The organism is Geodermatophilus sp. SYSU D00525 (genome assembly GCF_054050475.1).
Map to the genome: position 1 here is coordinate 1 of NZ_JBJGZK010000043.1, position 26,852 is coordinate 26,852.

Sequence of the window (26,852 nt, forward strand, 5' to 3'; positions counted from 1 at the left end):
CCGGGGCCGCCCGCACGGGCGCGGGGAACCCCCGCCCCGGGGCGCGCCCCCCCCCCCCCCCCCCCCCCCCCCGCCCCCGCCCCCCCCCCCCCCCGGGGCGACTCCGCGGAGGTGCACCGGAGGCGGCGGTGTGGTGGCGCGGGCCGGTGGGGAGGATGCCGGGCATGCCCGACTCGATGCTCGCCGGCCGGCTCAACGTGCGCACCAAGCAGTTCGAGGTGAAGGAGGTGCCGCGACCGGTGCCCGGGCCGGGGCAGGTCCTCGTCGAGGTCCGCGCGGCCGGCATCTGCCTGTCCGACGTCCACCTCGTCGACGGCACGCTCAACCCGCTGTTCCTGCAGGGCGAGGAGGTCACGCTCGGCCACGAGGTGGCCGGCGTCGTCGCCGGGCTCGGGGAGGGCGTCACCGGCTGGCAGGCGGGGCAGCGGGTCGTGCTGCAGGCCGGCGAGGAGGTCGACGGCTGGATCCACACCCGCGGCGTCGACTACGACGGCGGGTGGGCGCAGTACGCGCTGGCCACCGCGCAGACCCTGGTCCCCATCCCCGACGAGCTGCCCTTCGAGCAGGCGTGCATCGTGCCCGACGCCGTGTCGACGCCGTGGGCCTCCATCGTGAAGACCGCCGGGGTGCGCGCCGGGGAGCCGGTGGGCGTGTGGGGCATCGGCGGCCTGGGGGCGCACGCGGTGCAGCTGCTGCGGCTGGCGGGTGCGGCGCCGATCGTCGCCGTCGACCCGGTGGAGTCCGCCCGGGAGCGGGCGCTGGCCTTCGGCGCCGACCTGGCCCTGGACCCGTCCGAGGACATCGCCGGGCGGGTGCGGCAGCTCACCGGCGGCGCGGGCCTGTCGCACGCGTTCGACTTCGCCGGGGTGGCCGCGGTGCGCGAGCAGGCGGTGCGCTGCCTGGAACGCGAGGGCCGGCTGGTGCTCGTCGGGCTCACCGACCAACCGCTGACCATCCGCAACGGCACGCAGTTCAGCTACTTCTCGCAGCGCATCCTCGGCCACTACGGCTCCGAGCCCGGGCACGTGGAGCAGCTGGTCGGCCTCGTGCGGCACGGCCGGCTGGACCTGTCCCGTTCGATCTCCGGCACCCTGCCGCTCGAGGACGCGGCGAAGGGCGTCGAGATGCTCGAGCGCAAGGAGGGCGACCCCATCCGCCTGGTCCTGCTCCCGAACGGCTGAGGAGCGCCCTCACAGCGCTAACGGCTTCCCCGGTCGCCGGGTTCGACGACGTGCACCCGCACGGCGCGGAACTGGCCCGGGGTGGCCAGCAGGACCTCCTTCGTCGGCTCGCCGACCTCCAGCGCCGGTTCCCGGCGCAGCGCCGCCAGCGGGGCGAGCCGGGGGTCGGCGAGCACGGCGTCGACCATCCCCCGGTCCCCGCCGGTGAACAGCGCGTCGACCCCGCCGGCGTGCGGCAGCAGCACCCGGGCCGCGGTGTCGGCGGCCGCGGCGACCACGGCGTCGGCCTGGTTGCCGCGGCGCCGGGCGAAGCGCTGCTGGCTCCAGCCGCCGGCGGCGCTGCGCCCCTGCACCAGCCGGCTGTCGACCTTGGAGACGACGAGGTCCGCGCCGTCGAAGACGCCGGTGGCCCAGCGGCCGCGGCGTACCAGGAGGACCGCGGCCCGCCGCGGCCGGCGGGCGGCGGCGGTGAAGGTGGCCAGCGGCGCCGGGCCCGGGGTCCAGCCGAACGGCGCGCGCAGCGTCACGGTCGTGCCGTCGGCGCAGGTGACCCGCACGGCGCCGTCGTCGTCGACGGCCGTGTCGAAGGCGCCGTGGCGGGCGGCGACGCCGTCCAGCCACCGGCCGAGCCGCTCGGGCGCGACGCCGAGGAGGCGGCCGCCGCCCGCGGCGGGACGGGGCCGGGTCAGCGCGCCATCGCCGGCTCGGCGGCGTGCTCGGCCGGCACGTGCAGCAGCCGCTGCGCGGCGAGCACGACGACGGCGGCGATCCCGGCCGAGACCGTGGCGACGAGGAACGCGGCGTTGGCGCTGACGGTGTCGACGACCTTCCCGGCGATCGAGGTGCCGACGGCGACGCCGAGGCCGAGCGCGGTGCCGATCCAGGTGAACGCCTCGGTCACGGCCACCCGCGGCACGATGAGCTCGGCGAGGGTGAACGAGCTGATCAGCGACGGCGAGACGGCCACCCCCGCCACGACGACGAACGGGATCATCACCCAGACGTTGCCGATGAGGACCAGCGGGACGGTGAGCACGGTCAGGGCCGCGAGCACGACCAGCAGGCGGTGCCGCAGCGGGTGCCGCCAGTGCACGGCGCCCCAGCCGATCCCGCTGATCATCGAGCCGACCGCGAGGCCCGCGATCAGCACGCCGGACAGGCCCATCGCGCCGGCCTCGTCGGCGAAGGCGACCAGCGCGATCTCCAGCGTGCCGAGGATCGACCCGACGGCGGCGCCGACGACGAACAGCACCCGCAGCCCCGGCGTCCGGATGGCCGAGGGCCCCCTGCGCGCCTCGTGCCCGTGCGGCGGCGGCTCGGTGCGGCCCTGCGCGGCGAACAGCAGCGCGCCGACGACGGCGAGGGTGAAGGCGGTGACCACGCCCGAGGTCGAGTGCCCGGTGGTGGACAGGAAGGTCACCAGCACCGGCCCGACGATGAACACCAGCTCGTCGACGACGGACTCCATCGCCAGCGCGGTGTGCAGGCGGTGGGTGCCGCGCAGCAGGTGGGTCCAGCGCACCCGGATCATCGAGGCGACCGGCGGGATGCACGCCCCCGCGATCCCCGCGGTGGCGAAGAAGGTCCACCGCGGCCAGTCCTCCTTGACCGCGGTGAGGAACAGCGCACCGGCCGCCGCGAACACCGCGACGACGGGCAGCAGCGTCCGGCGCTGGCCGAAGGTGTCGGCCAGCCGGCCGATGACCGGGCCGGCCAGGGCGGTGGTGACCGCGCCCGCGGCGGCGACCGTGCCCCCCAGGCCGTAGGAGCCGGTCTCGTCGGCGATGAGCAGGACGCACCCCAGGCCGACCATCGACAGGGGCAGCCGGCCGATGAAGGCGGCGAGCACCATGGGCAGCGCGTGCGGCGTGCGCAGCACGTGCAGGTAGGGATTGGGCACCGGGGAGCGACCTGTCGTCAGGGGGACGCGGGACCGTCAGCCACGCTAACCGACGCCCGCACGCTCGGCTCGCAGACCACTCCGGTCCGTGCACGGCGGGGCGCGGACGAGCACGGGCCCCGCGCCGGACGACGTTGTCCGGTGCGGGGCCCGCGGGCGAGATCCTGGAACGGCCACCCTCCAGGGGCCCGCGCCGAGCGCGCGGGGCGTGGGGGAAGGGTGGTCCTCCTCAGGCGAGCCGGCTCTTGAGGATCTCCAGCTCGTCCCACATGGTGCTGGGCAGCTTGTCCCCGAACTTCTCGAACCACTCGGTGATCTGCGGGATCTCCGCGCGCCACTCGTCCTTGTCGACGGCGAGCGCCTTGCGGACCCGGTCCTCGGTCATGTCCAGGCCGGAGACGTCGAGCGAGTCGGGCGTGGGCACGTGGCCGACGGCGGTCTCCTCGGCGGCCGCGGTGCCCTCGATGCGCTCGACGACCCACTTGAGCACCCGGCTGTTCTCGCCGAAGCCCGGCCACAGGAAGCCGCCGTCCTCGTCGCGGCGGAACCAGTTCACGTAGAAGATCCGCGGCAGCTTGGTGGCGTCGTGTGCCTTGCCGGTCTCGACCCAGTGCCGGAAGTAGTCACCGGCGTTGTAGCCGATGAACGGCAGCATGGCGAACGGGTCGCGGCGGACGACGCCGACGGCGCCGGTGGCCGCGGCCGTCGTCTCGGAGGACAGCGTGGCGCCCATGAAGACGCCGTGGTTCCAGTCCCGCGCCTCGGTGACCAGCGGGATCGTCGTCTTGCGGCGGCCGCCGAACAGGATCGCCGAGATCGGCACGCCCCTCGGGTCCTCGTACTCGGGCGCGAGGATCGGGCACTGCTCGATCGGGGTGCAGAACCGCGAGTTCGGGTGCGACGAGGGCTCGTCGGAGTCCGGCGTCCAGTCCTGCTTCTTCCAGCTGGTGAGGTGCGCCGGCGGCTCCTCGGTCATGCCCTCCCACCAGACGTCGCCGTCGTCGGTGAGCGCGACGTTGGTGAACACCGAGTTGCCCTTGTCGATGGTGCGCATCGCGTTGGGGTTGGTGTCCCAGCCGGTGCCCGGCGCGACGCCGAACAGGCCGTACTCGGGGTTGAGCGCGTAGAGCCGGCCGTCCTCGCCAAACCGCATCCAGGCGATGTCGTCGCCGAGGGTCTCGACCTTCCAGCCGGGGATGGTCGGCTCGAGCATCGCCAGGTTGGTCTTGCCGCAGGCGCTCGGGAAGGCCGCCGCCACGTAGTACGTCTTCTGCTGCGGGCTGGTCAGCTTCAGGATCAGCATGTGCTCGGCGAGCCAGCCCTCGTCGCGGGCCATCGCGGAGGCGATCCGCAGCGAGTAGCACTTCTTGCCCAGCAGGGCGTTGCCGCCGTAGCCCGAGCCGTAGGACCAGATGGCCCGCTCCTCGGGGAAGTGCACGATGTACTTGGTCTGACTGCAGGGCCACGGCACGTCCTCCTGGCCCGGCTCCAGCGGGGCGCCCAGGGAGTGCATGGCCGGCACGAACGGCCGGTCGGTGCCCATCGCCTCGAGGATGCGGCTGCCGATGCGCGCCATGACCCGCATCGAGACGACGACGTACTCGGAGTCGGTGAGCTCGACGCCGAACATCGGGTTCTCGGCCTCGACCGGGCCCATGCAGAACGGGATGACGTACATCGTGCGGCCGCGCATGGAGCCCCGGTACAGCTCCGTCATGATCGACTTCATCTCGTCGGGGGCCATCCAGTTGTTGGTCGGCCCCGCGTCGGCCTCGTCGACCGAGCAGATGAAGGTGCGGTCCTCGACACGCGCGACGTCGCTGGGGTCGGAGGCGGCCCAGAACGAGTTGGGCTTCTTCGCCAGGCGGGTGAAGGTGCCGGCGTCGACCAGCTTCCGGGTGAGCCGCTCCCACTCCTCGTCACCGCCGTCGACCCACACGACCTCGTCCGGGGTGGTCAGCTCCGCCATCTCGCGCACCCAGGCGAGCAGCCGGGCGTGCGTGGTGGGGGCGTTGTCGAGACCGGGGGTGGTCACGGAGGTCACGGCGTCTCCATCCTCTGGGCACGCCGGGTGTCGGGGACACCGGCGCCGGTGCGTGCTGTCTCCCCGTGGCCGGCGGAACGGGTCCGGCCGTCGGGTTCGGGAAGCGTACAAGCGGGGACACCCGCCTGTAACGGTGAGAGATGTTACGTCTAGGACGTCTACGTCCGCGCGGGGTGCGGACCGGGAACACCGCAGGTCGGAGCGGTGTTGGCAGTCCGGCGTGACCAGTCTCACGAACGGCTCCGCGCCCTCCCCGGCCCTCCTCACGCCCCTGACGCTGCGCGGGGTGACCCTCCCGAACCGGCTCGTCGTCGCCCCGATGTGCCAGTACTCGGTGACCGACGGGCTGGTCGGTGACTACCACCTCGTGCACCTCGGCCGGTTCGCGCTCGGCGGCTTCGGCACGGTCGTCGTCGAGGCGACGGCGGTGACGCCGGAGGGGCGGATCAGCCACGGCGACGTCGGCCTGTGGTCCGACGCGCACGTGCCCGGCCTCGCCCGCGTCGCCGGCTTCCTGCGCGCCGCCGGCGCGGTCGCGGGCATCCAGCTCGCCCATGCCGGCGCCAAGGCCAGCAGCCACCGCCCGTGGGAGGGCGGCCGCCCGGTCACGCCGGAGGACGCGCTCCCGGGCGAGCAGCCCTGGCGGACCGTCTCGGCGAGCCCGGTGCCCGCCGTCCCCGGGGGGCCGGTGCCGCACGAGCTCACCGTCGAGGAGCTGGGGGAGGTCCGCGAGGCGTTCGCCGCGGCCACCCGCCGGTCGCTGGCCGCCGGGTTCGACGTCCTCGAGGTGCACGCCGCGCACGGCTACCTGCTGCACCAGTTCCTCTCGCCGCTGTCCAACCGGCGCACCGACGCCTACGGCGGCTCGCGGGAGGCCCGCTGGCGGTTCCCGCTGGAGGTGGTCGAGGCCGTCCGCGCCGCGTGGCCCGCGGACCGGCCGCTGTTCGTGCGGGTCTCGGCCGTCGACGGCACGGCCGACGGCATCGGCCTCGAGGACACGATCGCCTTCGCCCGCGAGCTGCGCGCCCGCGGGGTCGACGTCGTCGACGCCTCCGGCGGGGGCCTGGGCGGCTGGGAGCACCCGCTCGGCTACGGCTACCAGGTGCCCTTCGCCGCCGGCATCCGCGAGGGGGCGGACGTGGCCACGATGGCGGTGGGGCTGATCGTCGACGCGCGGCAGGCCGAGGCCGTCGTCGCCGGGGGCCTGGCCGACCTGGTCGCCGTCGCGCGGGAGGCGCAGGAGGACCCGAACTTCGCCGTCCACGCCGCGCGCGACCTCACCGGCGCCTACGACGCCTACCCGGTGCAGGCGGGCCCGCGGCTGGGCCGGCGCAACGCCCTCCTCGGCACGCTCGGCCCGTGGACCGGCCCGGCGCCCGTGCAGGTGCCCGAGCACGTCCGGTGACGGGCCGCCGCGGGGCGCTGCTCGCCGCCTCCGCCGTCCAGCTCGCGGCGAGCCTGGCCGGGACGGTGCTGTCGCTGCGCCGGCGGCACGCGTTCGACACGCCGGTGCTGTCCGGGCGCGCGGCGACGGTCGGGCGCGACGCCTGGTGGGCCGGGACGGCGCTCGGCCCGCCGGCCTGGACCCTGGCCGTCCACGGCTGGGCGCTGGCCCGCCTGGTCGCCGGCGACGACGGGCGCGCCCCGCGGGTCCTCGCCGCCACCGGCGCCGCCCTCGTGCCGGGCTACCTCGGCGAGCGGCTGGTGCGGCGGCGGCTGACCCCCGCCGGCGCCGAGCCCGTGGAGACCGCGGTGGCCGCCGCCGGGCTGGTCACCGCCGTCGCGATGGCGGTGCTCGGCGCTCAGCCCTCCGGCGCCCGGCCGTAGTCGGGGCCGACCCGGGCGAGGAAGGTGTCCCAGTCACCGGGGTCGGGGCGCCCGCCCATCTCGGCGTCGAGCTTGTCGAGGTACCAGTGCCAGCCGAGCGCGTAGTCGGTGACGTCGGTGCCGGCGGCGAAGTCCTGGGTGAGGTGCAGCGTCGTCCGGCCGCTCTCCACGACCACGGCGAGCCCGACCCGCCAGTCCTCCTGGTCCGGCCACTCGACGACGAGCCGCCGCGGCGGGTCGCACTCGGCGATGCGGGCCTCCATCGCCGCCGGCTCCGTCTCGTGGGTCATCGTCAGCGTCCCCCGGCCGCCGGGGGCCCGCTCGCCCTCGTAGGTGCCGAACCAACGGGCCAGCCGGTCGGGCTCGGTGAGCGCGGCCCAGACGGCGTCGGGCCCGTCGCCCCAGGAGCGGCGGAACTCCAGCCGCAGGCGGCCGTCGGGCAGCTCGGCGACCGCGCCGGTGCGGTGCGTCGGCGGGTCGGCGGGGGTCGCGGGGTCGGTCACGGGGCGTCTCCGTCCGTCGGGGGACCCGTCGCGCCGACCCTGCCGCAGGCCGCGCGGGGTTGCCAGTCCCACGGCGGGGGCAGGGACGGGGCATGACCGTCACCGACCCCGACGTCCCGGACCCGCTGAACGACCCCCGGACGGCGCAGGCCGACCCCGGCGCCTACGCCGAGGGCGCGGACCTGGCCTCGACCGACGACGACCCGGCGTCCACCGGCGAGGAGGAGCTCGCGGCCGACGACGCGCAGACGACGGCCGGGCGGACGCTCGCCGACGACGCCGGCGGCGGGGACGTCACGGGAGGCGCGGTCCCCGGCGCGTCGTGACGGGCCGGTCCGTTTCCGCTGCTGGCCTGCGGGGAACCCGTGCGGACGTCCGTCTCCGACGACGAGGAGGTCCGACATGGCCACGGGTGAGACCGGATTCGAGGACGTCGCCTACGACCTGATCTCGGTGCAGTACCACTCGCTGAAGGCCGGGCACGACTACGGCCAGTACGTCCGGGACGCGGAGAACGCGGGACTGGACGACATCGCCGGTTTCTTCCGCGAGGTGATGGAGCAGGACTCGGCGCGCGCGAAGCGCTGCCACGAGTTCCTGAAGGACCTGTCGGGCACCGAGCAGGGCGGCCCCGCCATGGGCTGACCGCACGACGACGACGGCGGGCCCCTCCCGGGAGGCGGCGGAGATGGCCATCTCTGCCGCCGGGGAGGGGCCCGCTGTGCGTGTCGGGTCTAGACCGCGCAGGAGCCGTCCTCGCAGCCCTCGGCCGCGGGGACGGTGACCAGCGGGTGGGCGTCGGCCCAGGCCCGCTCCAGCACCTGCAGCAGCAGCTCGGCCGGCTGGGCGCCCGCGGCGCCGTACTTCCGGTCGACCACGAAGAACGGCACCCCGGTGGCACCGAGCGCCTGGGCGGTGGCGGCGTCGGTGAGGACCGCGGGACGGAACCGGTGGTCGGCGAGCGCCGCCCGCACCTCGGCCTCGTCCAGGCCGACCTCGACGGCCAGGGCGGCCAGCGAGTCGACGTCGAAGACCGAGCGGCCCTCCTCGAAGTGGGCGTGCAGCAGCCGCTCCTTCACCGCGCCCTGCAGGCCGTGCTCGGCGGCCAGGTGGATCAGCTCGTGGGCGAGCAGCGTGTTGCCGCTGACGCCGTCGGCCAGGTGGTACTCGAGGCCCTCACCGGCGGCGGTCTCCTCGACGTGCCGCATCATCGACCGCATCTCCTCGACCGGGCGGCCGTACTTGGCGGCCAGCGCCGGGAGGGTCGGGTGGGTCTCGCCCTCCGGGATGCTCGGGTCGAGCTGGAAGGACCGCCAGACCACCTCGACCTGGTCGCGGTGGGGGAACCGCTCCAGCGCGGTCTCCAACCGGCGCTTGCCGATGTAGCACCACGGACAGACGACGTCGGACCAGACCTCGATGCGCACGGCATCCCCCAACCGCGGGCCGGCCACCGTCATTCCGGGCGGTGGGCCTCCGCGCGGGCCCGCCCGTCGCCGGGGGTCGGGTCGAGGAAGACGAAGCGGACGCCCTCGTGGCGGGCGACCAGCCGTCGCTCGGCCTCGTCGGAGGCCCGCTCGATGTCGGCCACGGTCGCGGTGTCGGCGAAGTCGACCTTGGCCATGACGGCCAGCTGCCCCGGACCGATGACCGTGGTGAGCAGGACCGGGACGTCGTCGACCTGGGGCAGCCCGGCGATCTCCGCGCGCAGCTGGTCCTGCAGCCGGCGCGGGATCGACTGGCCGATGAGCAGCGAGACGTTGGCCCGCGCCAGCGACCCGGCCACGAGGAGCAGCAGCACCCCGATGAGGATCGCGGCGACGCCGTCCCACACCGGGTCGCCGGTCACCTGCTCGAGGAACAGGCCGAGGGCGGCGAGGACGAGGCCGACCAGCGCCGCGCTGTCCTCGAACGTCACGGCCTTGACCGTGGTGTCGGTGGTCTCGGCCAGGTAGCGGCGGGGCGTCGTCCCCCACGTGCGGGCGGCCCCGCGGACCTGCCGGACGGCCTTGAGCCAGGAGGCGCCCTCGAGGACGAACGAGACCGCCAGGACGACGTACGCGACCAGCGGCGAGCCCTGCTCCTCGCCCTCGAGGATCGTCTCGATCCCCTGGTAGAAGGAGAAGCCGGCGCCGAGGGTGAAGGTCGCGAGGCAGGCCAGCAGCGCCCAGAAGTAGGTCTCCCGGCCGTAGCCGACCGGGTGGCGGGCGTCAGGCGCCTTGTCGCCGCGCTTGAGCGCGACGAACAGCAGCACCTCGGTGATCGTGTCGGCCAGCGAGTGCGCGGCCTCGGACAGCATCGCCGAGGAGTGGCTGATCAGCCCGCCGACCAGCTTGGCGACGGCGATGCCGAGGTTGGCCAGGCCCGCGACGACGACGGTGCCGGTGGACTCCCCACCCGACTCGCCGGCCGACCCGCTGCCGGTGCCCTCCTTCGCGCGGACGTGCTCACGGGTGGGGACCGGCTCGCTCATGGCCGCACCGGTGCCCCGCGGTTGCCCGGCGCAACCACGTGGCCGGTCAGCGGCGGGTCGTGCTCTGCCCCCCATCGGGGGGCAGAGCACGACGGCGCGCGGAGGACTCAGCGCACGCCGACGAGGTCGACGACGAAGACGAGCGTCGCGCCCGGCTTGATGACGCCGCCGGCGCCGCGGTCGCCGTAGGCCTTGTGCGGCGGGATCGTCAGCCGGCGGCGCCCGCCGACCCGCATGCCCTGGATGCCCTCGTCCCAGCCCTGGATGACCATGCCGACGCCGAGGCGGAACTCCAGCGGGTCGCCGCGGTCCCACGAGGCGTCGAACTGCTCGCCGCCGTCGTGGGTGACGCCGACGTAGTGGGCGCTGACCAGGTCGCCGGCCGTGGCCTCGGGGCCGTCGCCGACGACGAGGTCCTCGATCACCAGGTCGTCGGGCGCGGGCCCGGTGGGCGGCTCGACGTCGGGTCGGCTCAGGGGCTCGGCCATCGGTCCTCCTCGGATCAGGGGTGCCGGGGGGTCCCCGACGGGTCCCGGCCATCCAATCAGCGCGCTCCCCGGGCCGCGCGGGTGCGGACCGGGGCCAGGGGTGCTGGGCTGGTCGGGTGACCCCCGAGCAGTCGCCGTGGTGGACCCGTGCCGTCGTCTACCAGGTCTACCCGCGCTCGTTCCAGGACTCCGACGGCGACGGGATCGGCGACCTCGGCGGGGTCCTGCAGCGGCTGGACCACCTGGCCGACCTGGGCGTCGACGTCGTCTGGCTCTCGCCGGTCTACCCCTCGCCGCAGGCCGACAACGGCTACGACATCAGCGACTACCAGGACGTCGACCCGCTGTTCGGCACGCTGGGGCAGCTCGACGAGCTGGTCGCCGGGCTGCACGCGCGCGGGATGAAGCTGGTGATGGACCTGGTGGTCAACCACACCAGCGACGAGCACCCGTGGTTCGTCGAGAGCCGGTCGTCGCCGGACTCGCCGAAGCGGGACTGGTACTGGTGGCGGCCGCCGCGGCAGGGCATGACGGCGGGGCAGCCCGGCGCCGAGCCGACCAACTGGCACGGCTTCTTCTCCGGCTCGACCTGGGAGCTCGACGAGGCCAGTGGCGAGTACTACCTGCACCTGTTCGACCGCAAGCAGCCCGACCTGAACTGGGAGAACCCCGAGGTCCGGCAGGCGGTCTACGCGATGATGCGCTGGTGGCTCGACCGCGGGGTCGACGGGTTCCGCATGGACGTCATCAACCTGATCAGCAAGGACGTCGGGCCGGACGGCGAGCTGCACGACGGCCCGCCGGTGCCCGGACTGCCCTACGGGGACGCGACCGCGTCGGTGGTGTGCGGCCCCCGCATCCACGAGTTCCTGCAGGAGATGCACCGCGAGGTGTTCACCGGCCGGCGCGAGCAGCTGCTCCTGGTCGGGGAGACGCCGGGCGCGACGGTGGAGGACGCGCTGCTGTTCACCGACCCCGCGCGCGAGGAGGTGGACATGGTCTTCCAGTTCGAGCACGTGGGCCTGGACTTCGAGGGATCGAAGTTCAACCCCCGGCCGCTGCGGATGCGCGACCTGAAGGCCTCCCTCGGCCGCTGGCAGACGGGCCTGGCCGACGTCGGCTGGAACTCCCTCTACTGGGACAACCACGACCAGCCGCGCGCGGTGTCCCGCTTCGGCGACGACTCACCCCGCTACCGCCGGGACTCCGCGACGTGCCTGGCCACGCTGCTGCACCTGCACCGCGGGACGCCCTACGTCTACCAGGGCGAGGAGATCGGGATGGCGAACTTCCCGTTCACCGACCTGGCGCAGTTCCGCGACGTCGAGTCGATCAACCACCAGGTGCAGGCCGTGGCGCACGGCGCCGACCCCGACGAGGTGTTCGCGGCGCTGCGCCGGATGAGCCGGGACAACGCGCGCACGCCCGTGCAGTGGGACGCCTCGCCGAACGCCGGGTTCACCACCGGGACGCCGTGGCTCGCGGTCAACCCCGACCACGTCGAGTGGAACGCCGCCGCCCAGCGCGAGGACCCCGCCTCGGTGTTCGCCCACCACCGGCGGCTGATCGCGCTGCGGCACGAGGACCCGGTGGTGGCCCTGGGCTCCTTCACCATGCTGCTGCCCGAGCACGACGAGGTGTACGCGTTCACCCGCAGCCTCGACGGCGACACGCTGCTCGTCGTCTGCAACCTCGGCGCCAAGGAGCAGGACCTCGCCGGCCTGCTGCCCGAGGCGGTGGGCGCGGAGGTCGTCCTCGGGAACCTGCCCGAGGACGACCCCGCCGTGCTCAGGCCCTGGGAGGCCCGGATCCTGCGCCTGCCGTAGGCAGTCCGTCTCGCTCTCCGGCCCCGTCCAGGGCCCCGCCCCGAGCCTGCGAGGGGTGGGGAGGACGGGGTCCTTCGCCTGCGCCTGCCGTAGGCAGTCCGTCTCGCTCTCCGGCCCCGTCCAGGGCCCCGCCCCGAGCCTGCGAGGGGTGGGGAGGACGGGGTCCGTCGTCCACGCCTGCCGGCTCGTTGACCGCCTCGCTCCCGGCCGGTTCCTCGGCCGGGACGTCGAGCGGGTGGGCGATCTCGTCGGCGGGCAGCCGCCAGTACAGGATCGCCGCGACCGCCAGCACCGGCGGCACCAGCCCGGTGAGCAGGAACGTGCCGGTGAGCCCGACGACCTCGCTGACCGGCCCGGCCAGCGCCATCGACAGCGGCATGAACGCCAGCGAGACGAAGAAGTCGAGGCTGGACACCCGGCCGAGCAGCGCCGGCGGCACCCGCCGCTGCAGCAGCGTCCCCCAGATGACCGTGCTCGACTCGAACGCCGCGCCCAGCACCCCGGCCGCGGCGATCATCAGCCACAGCGACGACGTCCAGCCGAAGACGACCATCGGCACGCAGCCGAAGCCCCACAGCAGGTTCATGACCGTGAGGTAGCGCCGCGGCAGCCGCAGCGAGGCGACGACGGCCGACCCCAGCGCGCCGCCGATGCCGAACGCGGCCAGCACCCAGGCGTGCTCCGTCGGGCCGCCGCCGGCCTGGTCGCGGACCGCGAAGGGGACCAGCACCTCGAACGGGCCCATGAACACCAGCACCATGAGCGAGGCGAACAGCAGCGTCGCCAGCAGCCACGGCGTGCGGACCATGTAGGCGACGCCCTCCCGGACGTCGGCGAACAGGCCCGAGCCCACCTCGTCGCGGCGCACCGGCACCGTCGTCAGCGCCGCCACGCACGCGGCCGCGACCGCCGAGGTCAGCGCCGTCGCGAGCAGCGCCGCGCCGGGTGAGAACGCGCCGACCAGCAGGCCGCCGGCGGCAGGCCCGATCGCCATCGCCAGCGCCGGGCGGACGACGCCCTCCAGGCCGTTGGCGGCGAGCAGGTCGCCCGCCGGGACCACGCTGGGGACCAGCGCGGAGTAGGCCGGGTAGTACAGCCCCGTCGCGACGCCCTGGGCCAGCGCGGCCGCGGCCAGCGGACCGAGCGCCAGCGCCCCGGCCAGCGACAGGACGGCGACCAGCCCGACCGCCGCGGTCTGCAGCAGCGCGACGCCGAGCAGGATCCGCCGCTGCGGCACACGGTCGGCCAGGGCGCCGCCGAGCAGCGTGCTGGCCAGCATGCCGCCGGCCGACAGCGCGGTGGCGAAGGAGAGCGCGGCGGGCCCACCGCCGAGGTCGACCACCTGCCAGACCAGCGCGACCGTCCACAGCCCCTGGGCGAGCAGCGAGAGCCCCATCGACGCGGCCAGCAGGCGGTAGTCGCGGTGCCGCAGGGGCGCGAGCGCGCGCGGCAGGCCGGTCATGACGGGTCCTTCCTCGGGGGACGGCGCACCGTCGGCGCCGTCGGCCCCATGCTCGCCGACGGGACCGACAGCAGTCAGCCGGATTACCGGAGGAGCGCAGGAACGGTCGCGTCTACAGTCCCGTTCCCGTGGGCCGGGTGGTCGAGGCGGTGCTGCCCGCCCGGATGGGGACGTCGTTCCGCTGGCTGATGGCGTCGTCGTGGGTGAGCAACCTGGGCGACGGCGTGGCGCTGGCGGCCGGGCCGCTGCTGGTGGCCGCCCGCACCCAGGACCCGCTGCTGGTCGCGCTCGGCGCCCTGCTGCAGCAGCTGCCGTGGCTGCTGTTCGGCCTGCACGCCGGCGTCCTGGCCGACCGGGTGGACCGGCGGCTGCTCGTCGCCGCCGTCGACCTGGCCCGCGCCGGGGTGCTCGCCGTGCTGGCCGCCGCCCTGTTCACGGGCGACGTCGGGCTGGTGCCCGTGCTGGTCGCGCTGTTCGTGCTGGGCACCGCCGAGGTGTTCGCCGACACCGCCGCCGGCACCCTGCTGCCGATGGTCGTCGACCGCGCCGACCTGGGCATCGGCAATGCCCGCCTGACCGCGGGCACGCTGACGATGAACCAGCTGGCCGGGCCGGCCGTCGGGGGCCTGCTGTTCGTGGCCGGCGCCGCGTGGCCGTTCCTCGCCCAGGCGGTGCTGGTGGCCCTGGGCGCGGTGCTGATCGCGCGGATGCGGGTGCCGCCGCCGGAGCGGGCGGCGCGGCGGGGGCGGATCGGCCGGGACGTCGCCGAGGGCCTGCGCTGGACCTGGGGCCACCCCGCGGTGCGGACGCTGACGGTCACGATCGTCCTGTTCAACGTCACCTACGGCGCGGCCTGGTCGGTGCTCGTGCTCTACGCCGACCAGCGGCTGGGCCTGGGCGCGGCCGGCTACGGCCTGCTCACCACGGTCGGTGCGCTGGGCGGCATGGTCGGGACGGCGTCCTACGACTGGCTCGAACGGCGCGTCGGCATCGCCGCGCTCATGAAGGTGGGGCTGCTGCTCGAGACGCTCACCCACCTGTTCCTGGCGCTGGCCACGACGCCGTGGGTCGCCGTACCGGTGCTGTTCGTCTTCGGCGCGCACGCGTTCGTCTGGGGGACGACGTCGCGCACGGTCCGGATGCGCGCGGTGCCGGCCGGGCTGCAGGGCCGGGTCGGGAGCCTGTACGCGATGGGCGTCTTCGGCGGCATCCTGGCCGGCCAGGCCGTCGGCGGGCTCGTGGCCCGGGCCTGGGGCGTGACCGGCCCGTTCTGGTTCGCGTTCGCCGGGTCGGCGGTGCTGCTGGCGCTCATCTGGCGCGAGCTGGACAACGTCGCGCACGCCGACGACGCCGCCGGGTGACCGTGGCGACGCTCGTGCTCCGCGCACACCGGTGAGCGGAGCACGAGCGTCGAGGCGTCAGGCCCCGGGCGCGAAGACGAGGCGGAAGCCGCCGTCGACCGGCTCCACCTGCCAGAAGACGTCCCCGGAGGTGCCCGACACCGCGGGCTCGCCCAGGCCGGTCTCGGTCCGCTCGGCGGCGGGGGCGGCCGACGCGTAGTGCGCCAGGACGTCCTCGGCGGCGAGGTCGGAGGCGTAGTTCGCGTACTCCTGGCTGCCGTCGGCCGTGCCGCCGGTCTCGCACAGGGTCGACCCGTCCGGCGGCTCGGGGAAGCCGGCGGGGACGGACTCGACGTCGACGATGTCCGCCCCGCCGGCGACGGTCAGCGGGAACGCCGCCAGGCACTCCTCCGGCACGTCGGTCGCGGCACCGCCGTCCCCGGCCGCGGCGACGTCCTCAGCCGCGGCGGCGAGGTCGTCGAGGTCCTCACCGCCGCAGGCGGACAGCAGCAGGGCGGAGCCGAGCAGCGCCCCGGCGAGGGCACGGCGGACGGTCGGACGGGTGCGGGACACGGTTCTCCTCGGGCGTCGTCGGGCCCCGGGCGGACGACCGGGACCGGCCCGCCGGCGCCGCCGGGGGGCGGTCGGGCTGCGGGCCGCGCGGGACCGTAGAGGAGGGACGCCGTCCCGTCAGCACCTCGCGACGCGGGAGATCACGTCAGCGGCGAGCGGGGCAGCAGGCGGTCGCTGATGATCCGCTTCTGGATCTCGCTGGTGCCCTCGAAGATCGTGGTCAGCCGGGCGTCGCGCCAGTGCCGCTCGACCTGCCGCTCGGTGGTGTAGCCGTTGCCGCCGTGCAGCTGCATGGCCTGGTTGGTCACCCGCACGGCCATCTCGGTGGCCTCGAGCTTGACCATCGAGGCCTCCTTCTCGCAGCGCACGCCGAGGTCGACGAGGTGGGCGACCTGGCGGTAGAAGGCGCGCGACTGCTCGATCTGGGCGGCCATCTCCGCGACGGCGAAGCGCAGCGCCTGGAAGTCGCCGATCGGGTGGCCGAACTGCTCGCGCTCCTGCAGGTAGACGATCGAGTCCTCGAGCGCGGCGCGGGCCAGGCCGACGGCGCGGGCGGCGGTGTGCACGCGCGCGGTGTTGAGGAACTTCTGCGCCTCGGCGAACCCGGCCCGCTTCGCGGCCTCGCCCTGCTCGTCGCTGGCCGCCGCCTGGTCGACGACGTTCGCCCGCGGGATGCGGACGCCGTCGAAGACCAGGTCCCAGGTGAGGAAGCCGTGGTAGCCGATCTTGTCGATCGGGGTGCCGGTGAGCCCGGGCGGGAACGCGCCGCGCTCCTTCTCCAGCAGCAGGTTGACCAGCCCGGCGGAGCGCGACTCCCCCGGCTCGGGGTCGCGCTCGCGGACGAGGACCTGGATGAAGTCCGCGGCCTCGGCGTTGCCGCACCAGCGCTTGTGCCCGGTGACCACCCACTCGTCGCCGTCGAGGACCGCCCGGGTGGAGACGCCGGCGAGGTCGGAGCCGGCGTCGGGCTCGGACAGCGCGATGGCACCGATCCACTCGCCCTTCGCGCTGCGGCGCAGCAGCTCGCCGCGCCGCGCGGGGTCGGCCACCGCCGTCCCGAGGCCCTGGGAGCGGGCGAGGATGCTCGCGCTGCTCATCCAGGCACGGGCCAGCTCCTCGGACACCATGCAGTACTCGAAGACGCCGAGGCCCAGCCCGCCGTGCTCGGCCGGCACCGTGATGCCGAACCAGCCGAGCTCGGCCATCCGGGCCAGCAGCGCCTCCGGCAGCAGCCCCTTCTGCGGGTCCAGCTCGTCGGCGACCGGCAGCACCTCGTCGTGGGCGAACCGGCGGGCCTGCTCCTGCAGCGCCTCGCGCTCGGGGGTGTGCCACGGCGGCAGCAGCGCGGGCGGCCGGGGCTCGAGCAGGTCGGCGGGGCGCTCCTGGGTCGACGTCATCGTCGCGCGGCCTCTCTCCGTCGTCGGGGGCGGTCCCCGCCCACCATGCGCGTGCCGCCCCTGACCTGCACGGCGCGCCCGCGGGAGCGTGACGGAGCACACGCTCCCGCGCCGGATCACACAATCACTTCACAGAACTCACACGGTGCTGGTAGGAAATCCGCCGTGGCCGTCCCTGACCGACTCGACGTGACGCTGCGGCTGGTGCGCAACGCCGGCCGGGCCTCGCTCGCCGACCTCGCCGCCCGCCTGGGCGTCTCCGAGATGACCGTGCGGCGCGACCTCGACGCGCTGCAGGCCCGCGGACTGGTCGAGCGCGTCCGGGGCGGCGCGGTCGCCGTCGCCGGGCCGGAGGGCTCCGCGGGCTTCAGCGCGCGGGCCGGCTGGCAGGCCGGCCTCAAGGACCGGATCGGCCGCGCGGCCGCCGCCCTGGTCGAGCCGGGCGCGACGGTGCTGCTCGACGCCGGGACGACGACGGTGCACGTGGCCCGGGCGCTGGGCGACCGGGCGGCGGCGGGCGAGGGCCCGTTCACGGCCGCCGTCGTGAGCCTGCCGGTGGCCGACGCGCTGGCCGACCGGCCGGGGATCCGCCTGCTCGTCGTCGGCGGGGAGTCGCGGCCCGGCGAGCGGAGCCTGGCCGGCCCCCTGACCGCCGCGGTGCTGCGGCAGCTCACCTTCGACCTGTTCGTCATGTCGATCGGGGCGGTGAGCGCGCAGGCCGGCTGGTCGGAGTTCACGCTCGAGGACGCCGCGGTCAAGCAGGTGGGGCTGCAGCAGGCCCGCAGCACCGTCGTCGTCGCCGACGCCTCGAAGCTCGGCGTCCGCGCCTTCGCCTCGGTGGCCCCGCTGGACGCGGTCGGCCGGCTGGTCACGGACGCCAGCGCCCGCGACCCCCAGCTCACCCCCGCGGCGCAGGAGACCCTCGCCGCGCTCGACGACGCCGGCGTGGAGGTCGACTGCACATGACTGCGGACAGGACGCCCGGGAGCGTGACCGGACAGCCCCTGATGATCCTGGTCGCCGGCCCGTACCGCGGGGGCACCGGCGACGACCCGGAGCGGATCGCGGCCAACCACCGGGCGATCCGGCAGGCCTGCCTGGAGCTGTTCCGCGCCGGCCACCTCGCCGTCAACGGGGAGGACCTCGCCCTGCCGCTGGCCGAGCTGGCCGGCTCGACGCGGGTGGGCGACGCCGCCTTCGACGAGGTGTTCCACCCGATGGGCCGCCGGCTGGTCGCCCGCGTCGACGCCGTGCTGCGGCTGCCCGGCGCCTCGGCCGGCTCCGACGAGATGGTCGCGCTGGCCCGCGCCCGCGGCGCCGCGGTCTACACCGGCGTCGACGAGGTCCCGGCGGTGGCGCGGTGACCGGCGTCCTCGGGGTCGACGTCCCCGACGCGCGGGGGCGGACGGGGCTCGACCGCGCCGGTCGCGACCTCACCGGCAACCCCGACGTCGTCGTCCGGGACGTCGAGGTGCTCTCCAGCGCCTGGTACGTCAACCGGCGGACGACGTTCGTCCGCCGCGGCCGCGACGGCGTCTGGCGCACCGAGCAGCGGGAGACCCACGACCGCGGCAACGGCGCCACGGTGCTGCTGTACGACGCCGCCCGCCGCACCGTGCTGCTCACCCGGCAGTTCCGCTTCCCCGCGTACGTCAACGGCTCCCACGACGGGATGCTCGTCGAGACCGCCGCCGGGCTGCTCGACGAGCAGGACGCCGAGGCCGCGGTCCGGCGCGAGGCCGAGGAGGAGCTCGGCGTGGCCGTCGGGGCGCTCACCCGGCTGCCGGACCTGTTCATGAGCCCGGGCTCGGTGACCGAGCGGCTGGCGTTCTTCGCCGGGCCCTACACCCCGGCCGACCGGGTGTCGGCCGGGGGCGGGCTCGCCGAGGAGGGCGAGGACGTCGAGGTGCTCGAGCTGCCGTTCGACGACGCGCTGGCCATGGCCGGCGACGGCCGGATCGCCGACGCCAAGACGGTCCTGCTGCTGCAGTGGGCGGCGCTGCGCGGGCCGTTCTCAGCGCGCGCCGCGCTCCCGGGCGAGGGCGACGTAGTGGTCGACCAGTGACGCGTCGTCGACGGCCCCGGGGTTGACCGCCTTCTCCGGCGCCACGCCCTGGAACAGCCGCTTGAGCGGCACCTCCAGCCGCTTGCCGGTCCGGGTGTGCGGGACGCCGGGGACGACGAGGATCTCGTCGGGCACGTGCCGGGGACTGGCCGAGCTGCGGATGGCTGCGCGGATGCGGTCGGCCAGCTCGCCGGTGAGCTCGGCGCCGGGCGCCATCTGCACGAACAGCGGCATCCAGTAGCCGCCGTCGCGCTGCTCGACACCGAGGACGACGCAGTCGGCGACCTCGGGGAAGCTCTCGACGGCGGCGTAGATGTCGGCGGTGCCCATGCGCACGCCGCCGCGGTTGAGCGTGGAGTCCGACCGGCCGGTGATGACGCAGGTCCCGCGCTCGGTGACCTCCATCCAGTCGCCGTGGCGCCACACGCCCGGCCACGGCTCGAAGTAGGCCTCGCGGTAACGGCTGCCGTCCGGGTCGTTCCAGAAGTACAGCGGCATCGACGGCATCGGCTCGGTGATCACCAGCTCGCCCAGCTCGCCGGTGACCGGCTCGCCGTCCTCGCCCCACGCGGCCGCGGCGACGCCGAGCATCGGCCGCTGCAGCTCCCCGGCGGTCACCGGCAGCAGCAGCGTGCTGCCGATGAAGCCGGTGGCGACGTCGGTGCCGCCGGACACCGAGGCGAGGAAGACGTCACGGCCCACCGCGTCGTAGACCCACTCGAACGCCGAGGCCGGCAGCGGCGAGCCGGTGGAGCCGATCGTCCGCAGCGCCGACAGGTCGTGGGTCTCCCCCGGCCGGATCCCGGCCTTCTCGCAGGCGACGAGGTAGCCGGCGCTGGTGCCCAGGTAGGTGAGGCGGGTCCGGGCGGCGAGGGCGAACTGCGCGTCGACCGAGGGGTACGCCGGGGCGCCGTCGTGGACGACCACGGTCGCGCCGCGCAGCAGCGCCGACGTCGCGATGTTCCACATGATCCAGGCGGTGGAGGCGTACCAGTAGAAGCGGTCGCCGGGCCCGACGTCGCCGTGCAGGCCCAGCTGCTTGTGCTCCTCGAGCACCACGCCGCCGTGCCCGTGGACGATCCCCTTGGGCAGCCCGGTGGTGCCCGACGAGTAGACGATCCACAGCGGGTGGTCGAACGGCAGCGCCTCGAACTCGGGCTCCTGCCGGTCGGCGACGGCGTCGGCCCAGCCCAGCGCGCCGTCGGGGAGCTCGTCGGGGAACAGCCGGGGGACGGCGATCGTCGTCGTCACGGTCGGCAGGGCGGCCCGGAGCTCGGCGACGACGCCGCGCCGGTCGTAGGGCTTCCCGTTGAAGCGGTACCCGTCGACGGCGACCAGCACGGTCGGCTCGATCTGGGCGAACCGGTCGAGGACGGCGCGGGTGCCGAAGTCCGGCGCGCAGGAGGACCACACCGCGCCGATCGACGCCGCGCCGAGGAACGCGACGACCGCCTCGGGGACGTTGGGCAGGTACCCGGCGACGCGGTCGCCGCGGCGCACGCCCAGCCGGCGCAGGGTCGCGGCGAACGCACCGACCTGCGCGCGCAGCTCGGCCCAGGAGACCTCGACCGGCTCGGCGTCCTCCGCGACGGCGATCAGCGCCGGGTGCTCGTCCGTGGCGTGCCGCAGCGCCTGCTCGGCGTAGTTGACCGTGGCGTCCGGGAACCACTCGGCACCGGGCATCTCCCGCCGGGTGAGCACCCGGTCGTCGGGGACGCCGGGCAGCACGCCGGACCACGCGGCGACGTCGGCCCAGAACTGGTCCAGGTGCTCGACCGACCAGCGCCAGATCGCGTCGTAGTCGGTGGGGTCCAGGTCCAGCCCGCGGCGGGCGGCCACCTCGCGCGCGAAGGCCGCCAGCCGCGTCGCCTCCCGGACCTCCCCTGTGGGCTGCCAGAGCACCGGTGCGGGAGAGGTGTCAGCGGTCACAGCGGCACCCTGCCACTCCCCTCGCGTCCCCAGGGAGGGTGGGGCCGCCTCACAGGACGTGACCGTTCCGTCCCGTTTTCACCCCATCGGGGGACGGACTTCGCCTGGCGCCTTCCGTGACCGCCTGGCTCCATGGAGTGAGCACTGTGTCGGCCGACACCAGGGGGAGGTGCGATGGCCGAGCGTTCGCTCCTGCCGGGCCGTCGCGCCCGCCTGCGCCGGTGGGGCGGCCGCCTGGCGGTCCTCGCCGGGACCGCCGCCGGCATCTGGCTGGCCGGCGTGTCCACCGCCTCGGCCGACGAGCCGCCGCCCGGCGGCCTGCTCGGCGCGGTGACCGCGCCGGTGGGCCAGGTGGCCGGGTCCGTCGCGTCCCCCGTCGTCACGCCCGTCGCGGAGGCGGTCGCGCCCGTCCTGGCGCCGGTCGCCGAGGCGGTCGCCCCGGTCGCCGCGCCGCTGCGGGAGGCCGTCGCGCCCGTCGCTCCCGTGCTCGAGCCGGTGACCGACGCCGTCGCACCGGTGACGCGGACGCTGTCCCCGGTCACCGGGGCACTGCGGCCGGCCCTGGCACCCGTCACGGAGGCGCTGTCCCCGGTCACCGGGGCACTGTCCCCGGTCACCGGGGCGCTGGCGCCGGTGCCCGACGTCCCCGCGACCGACGTCCCCGCGCCCGTGGCCTCTGCCGACGACCCGGTCGAGACCCCGGCCGGCGCTCCCGTGGCCGGCGCGGCGGCCGACGTCGTGGGCGCGCCGGCCGTCGGGTCCGGCACCGACGTCGCGGCCCCGCGGGTCCCCGCTGCGGCCGGGCGGTCCGCGGACGTGGCCGGTTCCGCGCCCGCCGTGGCGCAGGTCGCCGTCCCGGCGCCCACCGTGCCGGTGGCCCCGCTCGCGCCCGCCGTGCCCCTCCCGCCGGCCGTGCCGGCGTCGGCGGGCACCGCGTCCGGCGCCGACCAGCCCTCCTCCGACCTCGGCGCGACCGTCCCCGTCGCGCCGCGCGCGGCCGCCGTGGCCGCCACCGCCGGGGCCCGGGACGCCGCCGCCGGCGACCCGGTCGACCCCGCCACCTCCCCCGACTGAGGACGCGCCTCCCGGCCACGGGCCGGTCGAGCGCAGTCCCCGCCGTCCCGTCCGGGACGCGGGTCCCCGTCCTCAGTCAGGAGTCCCCCATGCACCCCTGGGCCACCCGCGCCCTGCGCGTGGCACTGATGACCGGCGGCCTGATGGCCCTCGGCACCGGTGTCGCCGCCGCGTCCGACGACCTCGACGTGACGGTGCCGGTCACCGTCACCGACAACGCGCTCGGTGTCCTCGACACCGGCACCCCGATCGGCGGGCTGGAGCTGCCCGCCGTCTCGCAGGACATCTCCCTGGACCTGGGCCCCGTCGACGTCGCGGTGCCCGTGACGATCGGCGGCAACGACGCCTCGGTCGCCGGCGGCACCGCCACGCAGGAACCGGCCGCGCCCGCCCCGGGCAGCACCGACCCGGCCGACGTCGTCGTGCCGGTGACCGTCGTCGGCAACGGGGTCGGCGTGCTCGGCGACGCCACCGCCGGCGGCACCGCCCCCGCCACGCCCGAGGGCGCGGTGACCGTGCCCGTCACCGTCTGCGGCAACGGCGTCGGCGTGCTCGGCGACGCGCTCGGGGGCTGCACCGCCGCCACCGACCCGGCACCGGCCCCCGCCGACGGCGGCCCGCTCGGCGACCTGCTCGACGTCGACGTCCCGGTCACCGCGTGCGGCAACGGCGTCGGCGTGCTCGGCGACGCCGCCGGGGACTGCACCCCCGCGGCGCCGACCGGGGACACCGGGAGCGGGTCGGACGGCGGCAGCCTGGTCGACGCCGACCTGCCGGTCACCGTCTGCGGCACCGGCGTGGGCCTGCTGGGCGGCGCGGCCGGCGACTGCACGCCCGCGACCTCCGGGGACGGCACCGGCTCCGGCGACTCGGACGGCGGCCTGCTCGACGTCGACGCCCCGGTCACCGTCTGCGGCACCGGCCTCGGCGTGCTGGGCGACGCGCTCGGCGGGTGCTCCCCCGAGGGCACGGAGGGTCCCGGCGGCCCCGGCTCCGGGAACGGCTCCGGGAACGGCTCCGGGAACGGCTCCGACGGCGGCATCGGCGTCGACGTGCCGGTGACCGTCTGCGGTCTGGGCCTCGGCCTGCTCGGCGACGCCGCCGGCGACTGCACGCCGCCGACCGCCCCGGTGACCCCGACCGACCCGACGAACCCGACCGACCCGACGAACCCGACCGACCCCACGGACCCGACCGACCCGCAGCACCCGGGCACGCCGCAGGACTGCCCGGGCCACGGCCGGGGCCAGGACCGTGGCCACGGCTGGGGCCACGGTTCCGGGAACGGCTGGGCGCACGGGACCACCCGCCCGGCGTCCGCGGCCGGTGCTCGGGCGACCGGCTCCTGGACGGCGGACGCCTGGACGGCCGGTTCCTCGGCGGCGTCCGACCGCTCCGGCGACACCGGGGAGCTCGCCTACACCGGCACCGGGACGGCGACCGCTCTCGGGGCGGCGCTGCTGGCCCTCGCCCTGGGGACCGGCCTGACCCTCGCCGGCCGGCGCCGTCGCGAGGACGCCGTCTGACCGGCACCGCCTGACCGCCCTCCGCGGGCCCGGCCGAGCAGCGTCTCCGGCCGGGTCCGCGGACGGCCACGTCCGGGAGCACCTCTGCCACGATCCCGTCGTGACCGAGCCGGAGCCGGGGACCGAACGCAACGTGCTGGGCGGTCCCCTGCAACCCTGCGGCACCGAGCCGCTGACCGGCTTCCACCGCGACGGGTCCTGCCGCACCGGCCCGGACGACCTGAGCAGCCACACGGTGTGCGCCGTCGTCTCCCGCGAGTTCCTCACCCTGCAGCGCGAGCTCGGCAACGACCTCACGACCCCGCGGCCGGAGTTCGGCTTCCCCGGACTGCGGCCGGGCGACCGCTGGTGCGTCGTCGCCGCCCGCTGGCTGCAGGCCTACCGCGCCGGCGCCGCGGCGGGCGTGGTCCTCGCGGCCACGAACGAGCGGTCGCTGGAGGTCGTGCCGCTGGCCGCACTGCGTCAGCACGCCGTCGACGTCCCCGACGACATCAGCGACCTGGAATGAGCCCGGCGTCCCGCGCGCTGGTGCCGTCGACCCGCCCGGCCCGCGAGGAGTGCCCGTGACCGACCTGCTCGACCTGCCCGTCTCGACCCTCCGGGGCGAGGACACCACCCTCGGCGCGCTCACCGGCCGCCGTCCGGCCCTGGTGGTCAACGTGGCCAGCCGCTGCGGCCTGACCCCGCAGTACACCGGGCTCGAGGAGCTGCAGATGGAGTACGGCCCGCGCGGGTTCACCGTCGTCGGCGTGCCGTGCAACCAGTTCGCCGGTCAGGAGCCCGGCAGCGCCGAGGAGATCGCCTCGTTCTGCTCGGCCACCTACGGCGTCACCTTCCCGATGACGGGGAAGGTCGACGTCAACGGCGAGGACGCGCACCCCGTCTACCAGCGGCTCACCGAGGCCCCCGACGCCGCCGGCGAGGCCGGGCCGGTGCAGTGGAACTTCGAGAAGTTCCTGGTCGACGGCGACGGCGCGGTCGTGGCGCGGTTCCGCCCGACGACCGAGCCGGGCGCGCCCGAGGTCCGGACGGCGATCGAGGGCCTGCTCGCCGGCTGACCCGCGGCTCCTCCTGGGGCGTTCCCCGTCCTCCCGGGCGCTGCAGGACCCGAGGAGCACGAACAGCACCCCGGGAGCGGATGGGATGCCGGTGCCCGGCTGCAGGAGCGGGCCCGGGCGGCGGCGTGCCGGGGTCGCGGGGGCGGGGCAGCATCGGGTCATGGCCGACCTGCACTTCTACTTCGACCCGGTGTGCCCGTTCGCGTGGCTGACCAGCCGGTGGGTGCGCACCGTCGCGGCCCGGCGGGAGTACGACGTCGACTGGCGGTTCATCTCGCTGCGCCTGCTCAACGCGCACGTCGACTACGACGCCCACTTCCCGCCCGAGTACGAGGCCGGCCACACCGCGGGGCTGCGGCTGCTGCGCGTGGCCGCCCGCACCCGCGAGGAGCACGGCCGGGCGGCGGTGGGCACGCTCTACGAGACCCTCGGCCGGCGGGTCTTCGAGACCGAGCCCGACCGGCCCGGCACCGCCGGCGAGCGCGGCACCCGGGCCTACCTCGCGCCGGTGCTGGAGCGCGCCGGGCTGCCGGCGGACCTCGCCGGCGCCCTCGACGACGACCGCTGGGACGCCACGATCCGGGCCGAGACCGACGAGGCGCTGGCGCTCACCGGCAAGGACGTCGGGACGCCGATCCTGCACTTCGAACCGCCCGAGGGGGTCGCCTTCTTCGGCCCGGTCATCAGCCGGGTGCCGGCCGACGACGACGCGGTCGGGCTGTGGGACGCCGTCGTCCGCCTGGCCCGCTTCCCCGGGTTCGCCGAGCTCAAGCGCAGCCTGCGCGAGCGCCCGCAGCTGATCGCCGCCGGGGTGCAGCCGGACGAGGTCGGGGTACAGGAGGACTGGCACGGCGGGAGCCGCCGCACGAAGCGGTGAGCGTGACCTGCACCGGAGCGGGTACTAAGGTGAGCCTTGCCTGATCTCGATCGTCCGGAGCTGCCCGGTGCCCGTCCCCAGCGTCACCCGCGCTCCCGCGGCGACCCGGGAGGTCCCCGCACGCCCGGCACGGTCCGCCCGGACCCGGCGCCGCGTGCTCGGACTGCTCGGGCTCCTCGTCCTCGTGGTCGCCGCCTGCGCGGCCAGCATCGCGGTCGGCACCCGCCCGCTCGGCCTGGGCACCGTGTGGGAGGTCCTCACCGACCGCTCGCTGCGGACCGAGGAGGCGGTCATCGTCTGGGACCTGCGGGTCCCGCGGACCGCGCTGGGCCTCCTGGTCGGGGCGTCGCTCGGGGTCGCCGGCGCCCTGATGCAGGGCCACACCCGCAACCCGCTCGGCGACCCCGGCCTGCTCGGCGTCACCGCCGGCGCCTCCTTCGCCGTGGTCCTGGCCATCGCGCTGCTCGGGATCAGCACGCCGTCGGGGTACGTGTGGTTCGCCTTCGCGGGGGCGCTGGCCGGGACGGTCGCGGTCTACGTCCTCGGCGCGGCCGGCCGCGGCGGGGCCACCCCGGTCACCCTCGCCCTCGCCGGCTCCACCCTGTCGGCGCTGCTCTACGCCCTCGTGCGCGCCGTCCTGGTCAGCGACTCGAACTCGCTGGACGCCTTCCGCTTCTGGGTGGTCGGCGCGCTGGCCGGCCGCGGCGCCGACATCGCCTGGCAGGTGCTCCCCTTCGTCGTCGCCGGCCTGGTGCTCGCCCTGCTCAACGCGCCCGCCCTGGACCTGCTCGGCATGGGCGAGGACGTGGCCCGCGGCCTCGGCCAGCGGGTGTGGCCGGCCCGCGCCGTCGGCCTGGTGGCCATCACGCTGCTGGCCGGCGCCGCGACGGCGGCCTGCGGCCCGATCGCCTTCGTCGGGCTGGTGGTCCCGCACGCCGTCCGGGCGTTCACCGGGCCGGCGCACCGGTGGCTGGTCCCCTGCGCGGCACTGGCCGGGGCGTTCCTGCTGCTGACCGCCGACGTCGTCGGCCGGGTGATCGCACGTCCCGGTGAGGTGCAGGTCGGCATCGTGCTCGCCCTGCTGGGCGGGCCCTTCTTCATCGCGCTCGTGCGCCGCCGCCGGAGCGCGACGCTGTGACCGCCACCGTCGACACCATCCGCGAGACGACCCCGCCCGACCCCGGCGGGGGGGGGGGGGGGGGGGGGGGGGGGGGGGGGGGGGGGGGGGGGGGGGGGGGGGGGGGGGGGGGGGGGGGGGGGGGGGGGGGGGGGGGGGGGGGGGGGGGGGGGGGGGGGGGGGGGGGGGGGG

The 26,852-nt window shown here is 75.9% G+C and carries 27 protein-coding genes; 16 read left to right on the plus strand and 11 right to left on the minus strand.

The genetic code is table 11. The annotated features are described in order from the left end of the window. Nucleotides 1–164 precede the first annotated feature (164 nt). Entirely contained in the window at nt 165–1,181 is a 1,017-nt protein-coding gene (locus ACI796_RS22450) for a zinc-binding dehydrogenase (RefSeq protein ID WP_456943431.1), read from the plus strand. A gap of 17 nt (nt 1,182–1,198) precedes the next feature. Here the strand turns inward: ACI796_RS22450 and ACI796_RS22455 are convergent, their stop codons facing one another. From ACI796_RS22455 to ACI796_RS22465, 3 genes are all read right to left on the minus strand, one after another. Beyond that, the gene (locus tag ACI796_RS22455; RefSeq protein WP_456943456.1) at nt 1,199–1,870 is read right to left on the minus strand and encodes an acVLRF1 family peptidyl-tRNA hydrolase; all 672 of its coding nucleotides are present in this window, start codon (nt 1,868–1,870) and stop codon (nt 1,199–1,201) included. Further along, nucleotides 1,867–3,081, minus strand: coding sequence for an MFS transporter (locus ACI796_RS22460; RefSeq protein WP_456943432.1), 1,215 nt, complete (start codon nt 3,079–3,081; stop codon nt 1,867–1,869). The genes ACI796_RS22455 and ACI796_RS22460 overlap by 4 nt, the downstream gene beginning before the upstream one ends. Before the next feature lie 229 nt (nt 3,082–3,310). Further along, complete coding sequence (locus tag ACI796_RS22465) at nt 3,311–5,125, minus strand: phosphoenolpyruvate carboxykinase (GTP) (protein WP_456943433.1); 1,815 nt, start codon at nt 5,123–5,125, stop codon at nt 3,311–3,313. Between the two features lie 220 nt (nt 5,126–5,345). On the opposite strand from ACI796_RS22465, the gene ACI796_RS22470 reads away from it, so the two are divergent. Together ACI796_RS22470 and ACI796_RS22475 are read left to right on the plus strand one after the other, a co-directional pair. Further along, nucleotides 5,346–6,530 (plus strand): NADH:flavin oxidoreductase/NADH oxidase, encoded by a 1,185-nt coding sequence (locus ACI796_RS22470; RefSeq protein ID WP_456943434.1) that lies wholly within the window; start codon nt 5,346–5,348, stop codon nt 6,528–6,530. Then, entirely contained in the window at nt 6,527–6,952 is a 426-nt protein-coding gene (locus ACI796_RS22475) for a hypothetical protein (protein ID WP_456943435.1), read from the plus strand. Before ACI796_RS22470 ends, ACI796_RS22475 begins: the two co-directional genes overlap by 4 nt. Here the strand turns inward: ACI796_RS22475 and ACI796_RS22480 are convergent. Continuing rightward, entirely contained in the window at nt 6,928–7,455 is a 528-nt protein-coding gene (locus ACI796_RS22480) for an SRPBCC domain-containing protein (protein ID WP_456943436.1), read from the minus strand. The genes ACI796_RS22475 and ACI796_RS22480 overlap by 25 nt on opposite strands. A 92-nt stretch (nt 7,456–7,547) precedes the next feature. Here ACI796_RS22480 and ACI796_RS22485 point away from each other — a divergent pair, with 92 nt between their 5' ends. Both ACI796_RS22485 and ACI796_RS22490 read left to right on the plus strand, forming a co-directional pair. Then, on the plus strand, nt 7,548–7,781 hold the full coding sequence (locus ACI796_RS22485; RefSeq protein ID WP_456943437.1) for a hypothetical protein: 234 nt from the start codon (nt 7,548–7,550) through the stop codon (nt 7,779–7,781). 76 nt (nt 7,782–7,857) lie between these two features. Then, nucleotides 7,858–8,100, plus strand: a complete 243-nt coding sequence (locus ACI796_RS22490; protein ID WP_456943438.1) for an acyl carrier protein — start codon at nt 7,858–7,860, stop codon at nt 8,098–8,100. A gap of 89 nt (nt 8,101–8,189) precedes the next feature. On the opposite strand, the gene ACI796_RS22495 is transcribed toward ACI796_RS22490, so the two are convergent. The 3 genes from ACI796_RS22495 to ACI796_RS22505 all read right to left on the minus strand — a co-directional run bounded on the left by ACI796_RS22495 (nt 8,190) and on the right by ACI796_RS22505 (nt 10,416). Then, nucleotides 8,190–8,882 (minus strand): DsbA family oxidoreductase, encoded by a 693-nt coding sequence (locus ACI796_RS22495; RefSeq protein WP_456943439.1) that lies wholly within the window; start codon nt 8,880–8,882, stop codon nt 8,190–8,192. A gap of 29 nt (nt 8,883–8,911) precedes the next feature. Then, nucleotides 8,912–9,928, minus strand: a complete 1,017-nt coding sequence (locus ACI796_RS22500; protein WP_456943440.1) for a cation diffusion facilitator family transporter — start codon at nt 9,926–9,928, stop codon at nt 8,912–8,914. Nucleotides 9,929–10,035: 107 nt separating this feature from the next. After that, on the minus strand, nt 10,036–10,416 hold the full coding sequence (locus tag ACI796_RS22505) for an FKBP-type peptidyl-prolyl cis-trans isomerase (protein ID WP_456929985.1): 381 nt from the start codon (nt 10,414–10,416) through the stop codon (nt 10,036–10,038). Nucleotides 10,417–10,532: 116 nt separating this feature from the next. Between ACI796_RS22505 and ACI796_RS22510 the strand changes: the two genes are divergently transcribed. Beyond that, nucleotides 10,533–12,242 (plus strand): glycoside hydrolase family 13 protein, encoded by a 1,710-nt coding sequence (locus tag ACI796_RS22510; protein WP_456943441.1) that lies wholly within the window; start codon nt 10,533–10,535, stop codon nt 12,240–12,242. Here ACI796_RS22510 and ACI796_RS22515 read toward each other — a convergent pair. Continuing rightward, nucleotides 12,205–13,704 (minus strand): MFS transporter, encoded by a 1,500-nt coding sequence (locus ACI796_RS22515; protein WP_456943442.1) that lies wholly within the window; start codon nt 13,702–13,704, stop codon nt 12,205–12,207. The two genes, ACI796_RS22510 and ACI796_RS22515, sit on opposite strands and share 38 nt — an antisense overlap. 128 nt (nt 13,705–13,832) lie before the next feature. Between ACI796_RS22515 and ACI796_RS22520 the strand changes: the two genes are divergently transcribed. Beyond that, nucleotides 13,833–15,065, plus strand: a complete 1,233-nt coding sequence (locus ACI796_RS22520; protein ID WP_456943443.1) for an MFS transporter — start codon at nt 13,833–13,835, stop codon at nt 15,063–15,065. Between the two features lie 57 nt (nt 15,066–15,122). Here ACI796_RS22520 and ACI796_RS22525 read toward each other — a convergent pair whose 3' ends face one another. Together ACI796_RS22525 and ACI796_RS22530 are read right to left on the minus strand one after the other, a co-directional pair. After that, nucleotides 15,123–15,617 (minus strand): hypothetical protein, encoded by a 495-nt coding sequence (locus ACI796_RS22525; protein WP_456943444.1) that lies wholly within the window; start codon nt 15,615–15,617, stop codon nt 15,123–15,125. 140 nt (nt 15,618–15,757) lie between these two features. After that, the gene (locus ACI796_RS22530) at nt 15,758–17,014 is read right to left on the minus strand and encodes an acyl-CoA dehydrogenase family protein (protein ID WP_456943445.1); all 1,257 of its coding nucleotides are present in this window, start codon (nt 17,012–17,014) and stop codon (nt 15,758–15,760) included. 165 nt (nt 17,015–17,179) lie between these two features. Here ACI796_RS22530 and ACI796_RS22535 point away from each other — a divergent pair, with 165 nt between their 5' ends. The 3 genes from ACI796_RS22535 to ACI796_RS22545 are packed head-to-tail and all read left to right on the plus strand — an operon-like array spanning nt 17,180 to nt 19,079. Then, a complete protein-coding gene (locus tag ACI796_RS22535; RefSeq protein WP_456943446.1) occupies nt 17,180–17,980 on the plus strand; it encodes a DeoR/GlpR family DNA-binding transcription regulator in 801 nt (266 codons plus the stop codon). Between the two features lie 23 nt (nt 17,981–18,003). Continuing rightward, a complete protein-coding gene (locus ACI796_RS22540) occupies nt 18,004–18,378 on the plus strand; it encodes a DUF4406 domain-containing protein (RefSeq protein WP_456943447.1) in 375 nt (124 codons plus the stop codon). Next, nucleotides 18,375–19,079: an NUDIX domain-containing protein gene (locus ACI796_RS22545; protein WP_456943448.1), complete on the plus strand. Its 705-nt coding sequence runs from the start codon at nt 18,375–18,377 to the stop codon at nt 19,077–19,079. The genes ACI796_RS22540 and ACI796_RS22545 overlap by 4 nt, the downstream gene beginning before the upstream one ends. Here ACI796_RS22545 and ACI796_RS22550 read toward each other — a convergent pair. Continuing rightward, a complete protein-coding gene (locus ACI796_RS22550) occupies nt 19,029–21,008 on the minus strand; it encodes an acetoacetate--CoA ligase (RefSeq protein ID WP_456943449.1) in 1,980 nt (659 codons plus the stop codon). The genes ACI796_RS22545 and ACI796_RS22550 overlap by 51 nt on opposite strands. Nucleotides 21,009–21,182: 174 nt before the next feature. Here ACI796_RS22550 and ACI796_RS22555 point away from each other — a divergent pair, with 174 nt between their 5' ends. The 6 genes from ACI796_RS22555 (at nt 21,183) to ACI796_RS22580 (ending at nt 26,681) form a co-directional block, all read left to right on the plus strand. Continuing rightward, nucleotides 21,183–22,082: a hypothetical protein gene (locus ACI796_RS22555; RefSeq protein WP_456943450.1), complete on the plus strand. Its 900-nt coding sequence runs from the start codon at nt 21,183–21,185 to the stop codon at nt 22,080–22,082. 89 nt (nt 22,083–22,171) lie between these two features. Next, nucleotides 22,172–23,608, plus strand: a complete 1,437-nt coding sequence (locus ACI796_RS22560; RefSeq protein WP_456943451.1) for a hypothetical protein — start codon at nt 22,172–22,174, stop codon at nt 23,606–23,608. Between the two features lie 100 nt (nt 23,609–23,708). Next, complete coding sequence (locus ACI796_RS22565) at nt 23,709–24,116, plus strand: DUF2237 family protein (protein ID WP_456943452.1); 408 nt, start codon at nt 23,709–23,711, stop codon at nt 24,114–24,116. Nucleotides 24,117–24,171: 55 nt separating this feature from the next. Further along, nucleotides 24,172–24,666 carry a glutathione peroxidase gene (locus ACI796_RS22570; protein ID WP_456943453.1) on the plus strand — a complete coding sequence of 165 codons (495 nt, stop codon included), beginning with the start codon at nt 24,172–24,174 and terminating at the stop codon, nt 24,664–24,666. 160 nt (nt 24,667–24,826) lie between these two features. After that, nucleotides 24,827–25,543 carry a mycothiol-dependent nitroreductase Rv2466c family protein gene (locus ACI796_RS22575; RefSeq protein ID WP_456943454.1) on the plus strand — a complete coding sequence of 239 codons (717 nt, stop codon included), beginning with the start codon at nt 24,827–24,829 and terminating at the stop codon, nt 25,541–25,543. Nucleotides 25,544–25,697: 154 nt separating this feature from the next. Beyond that, nucleotides 25,698–26,681 carry a FecCD family ABC transporter permease gene (locus ACI796_RS22580; RefSeq protein WP_456943455.1) on the plus strand — a complete coding sequence of 328 codons (984 nt, stop codon included), beginning with the start codon at nt 25,698–25,700 and terminating at the stop codon, nt 26,679–26,681. Nucleotides 26,682–26,852 lie beyond the last annotated feature (171 nt).

Excerpts from the sequence above, each read along its gene's own strand:
- ACI796_RS22450 (WP_456943431.1), top strand. The coding sequence starts at position 165 with ATGCCCGACTCGATGCTCGCCGGCCGGCTCAACGTGCGCACCAAGCAG.
- ACI796_RS22485 (WP_456943437.1), top strand. The coding sequence starts at position 7,548 with ATGACCGTCACCGACCCCGACGTCCCGGACCCGCTGAACGACCCCCGG.
- ACI796_RS22490 (WP_456943438.1), top strand. The coding sequence starts at position 7,858 with ATGGCCACGGGTGAGACCGGATTCGAGGACGTCGCCTACGACCTGATC.
- ACI796_RS22500 (WP_456943440.1), bottom strand. The coding sequence starts at position 9,928 with ATGAGCGAGCCGGTCCCCACCCGTGAGCACGTCCGCGCGAAGGAGGGC.
- ACI796_RS22505 (WP_456929985.1), bottom strand. The coding sequence starts at position 10,416 with ATGGCCGAGCCCCTGAGCCGACCCGACGTCGAGCCGCCCACCGGGCCC.
- ACI796_RS22515 (WP_456943442.1), bottom strand. The coding sequence starts at position 13,704 with ATGACCGGCCTGCCGCGCGCGCTCGCGCCCCTGCGGCACCGCGACTAC.
- ACI796_RS22530 (WP_456943445.1), bottom strand. The coding sequence starts at position 17,014 with ATGACGTCGACCCAGGAGCGCCCCGCCGACCTGCTCGAGCCCCGGCCG.
- ACI796_RS22555 (WP_456943450.1), top strand. The coding sequence starts at position 21,183 with ATGGCCGAGCGTTCGCTCCTGCCGGGCCGTCGCGCCCGCCTGCGCCGG.
- ACI796_RS22560 (WP_456943451.1), top strand. The coding sequence starts at position 22,172 with ATGCACCCCTGGGCCACCCGCGCCCTGCGCGTGGCACTGATGACCGGC.
- ACI796_RS22575 (WP_456943454.1), top strand. The coding sequence starts at position 24,827 with ATGGCCGACCTGCACTTCTACTTCGACCCGGTGTGCCCGTTCGCGTGG.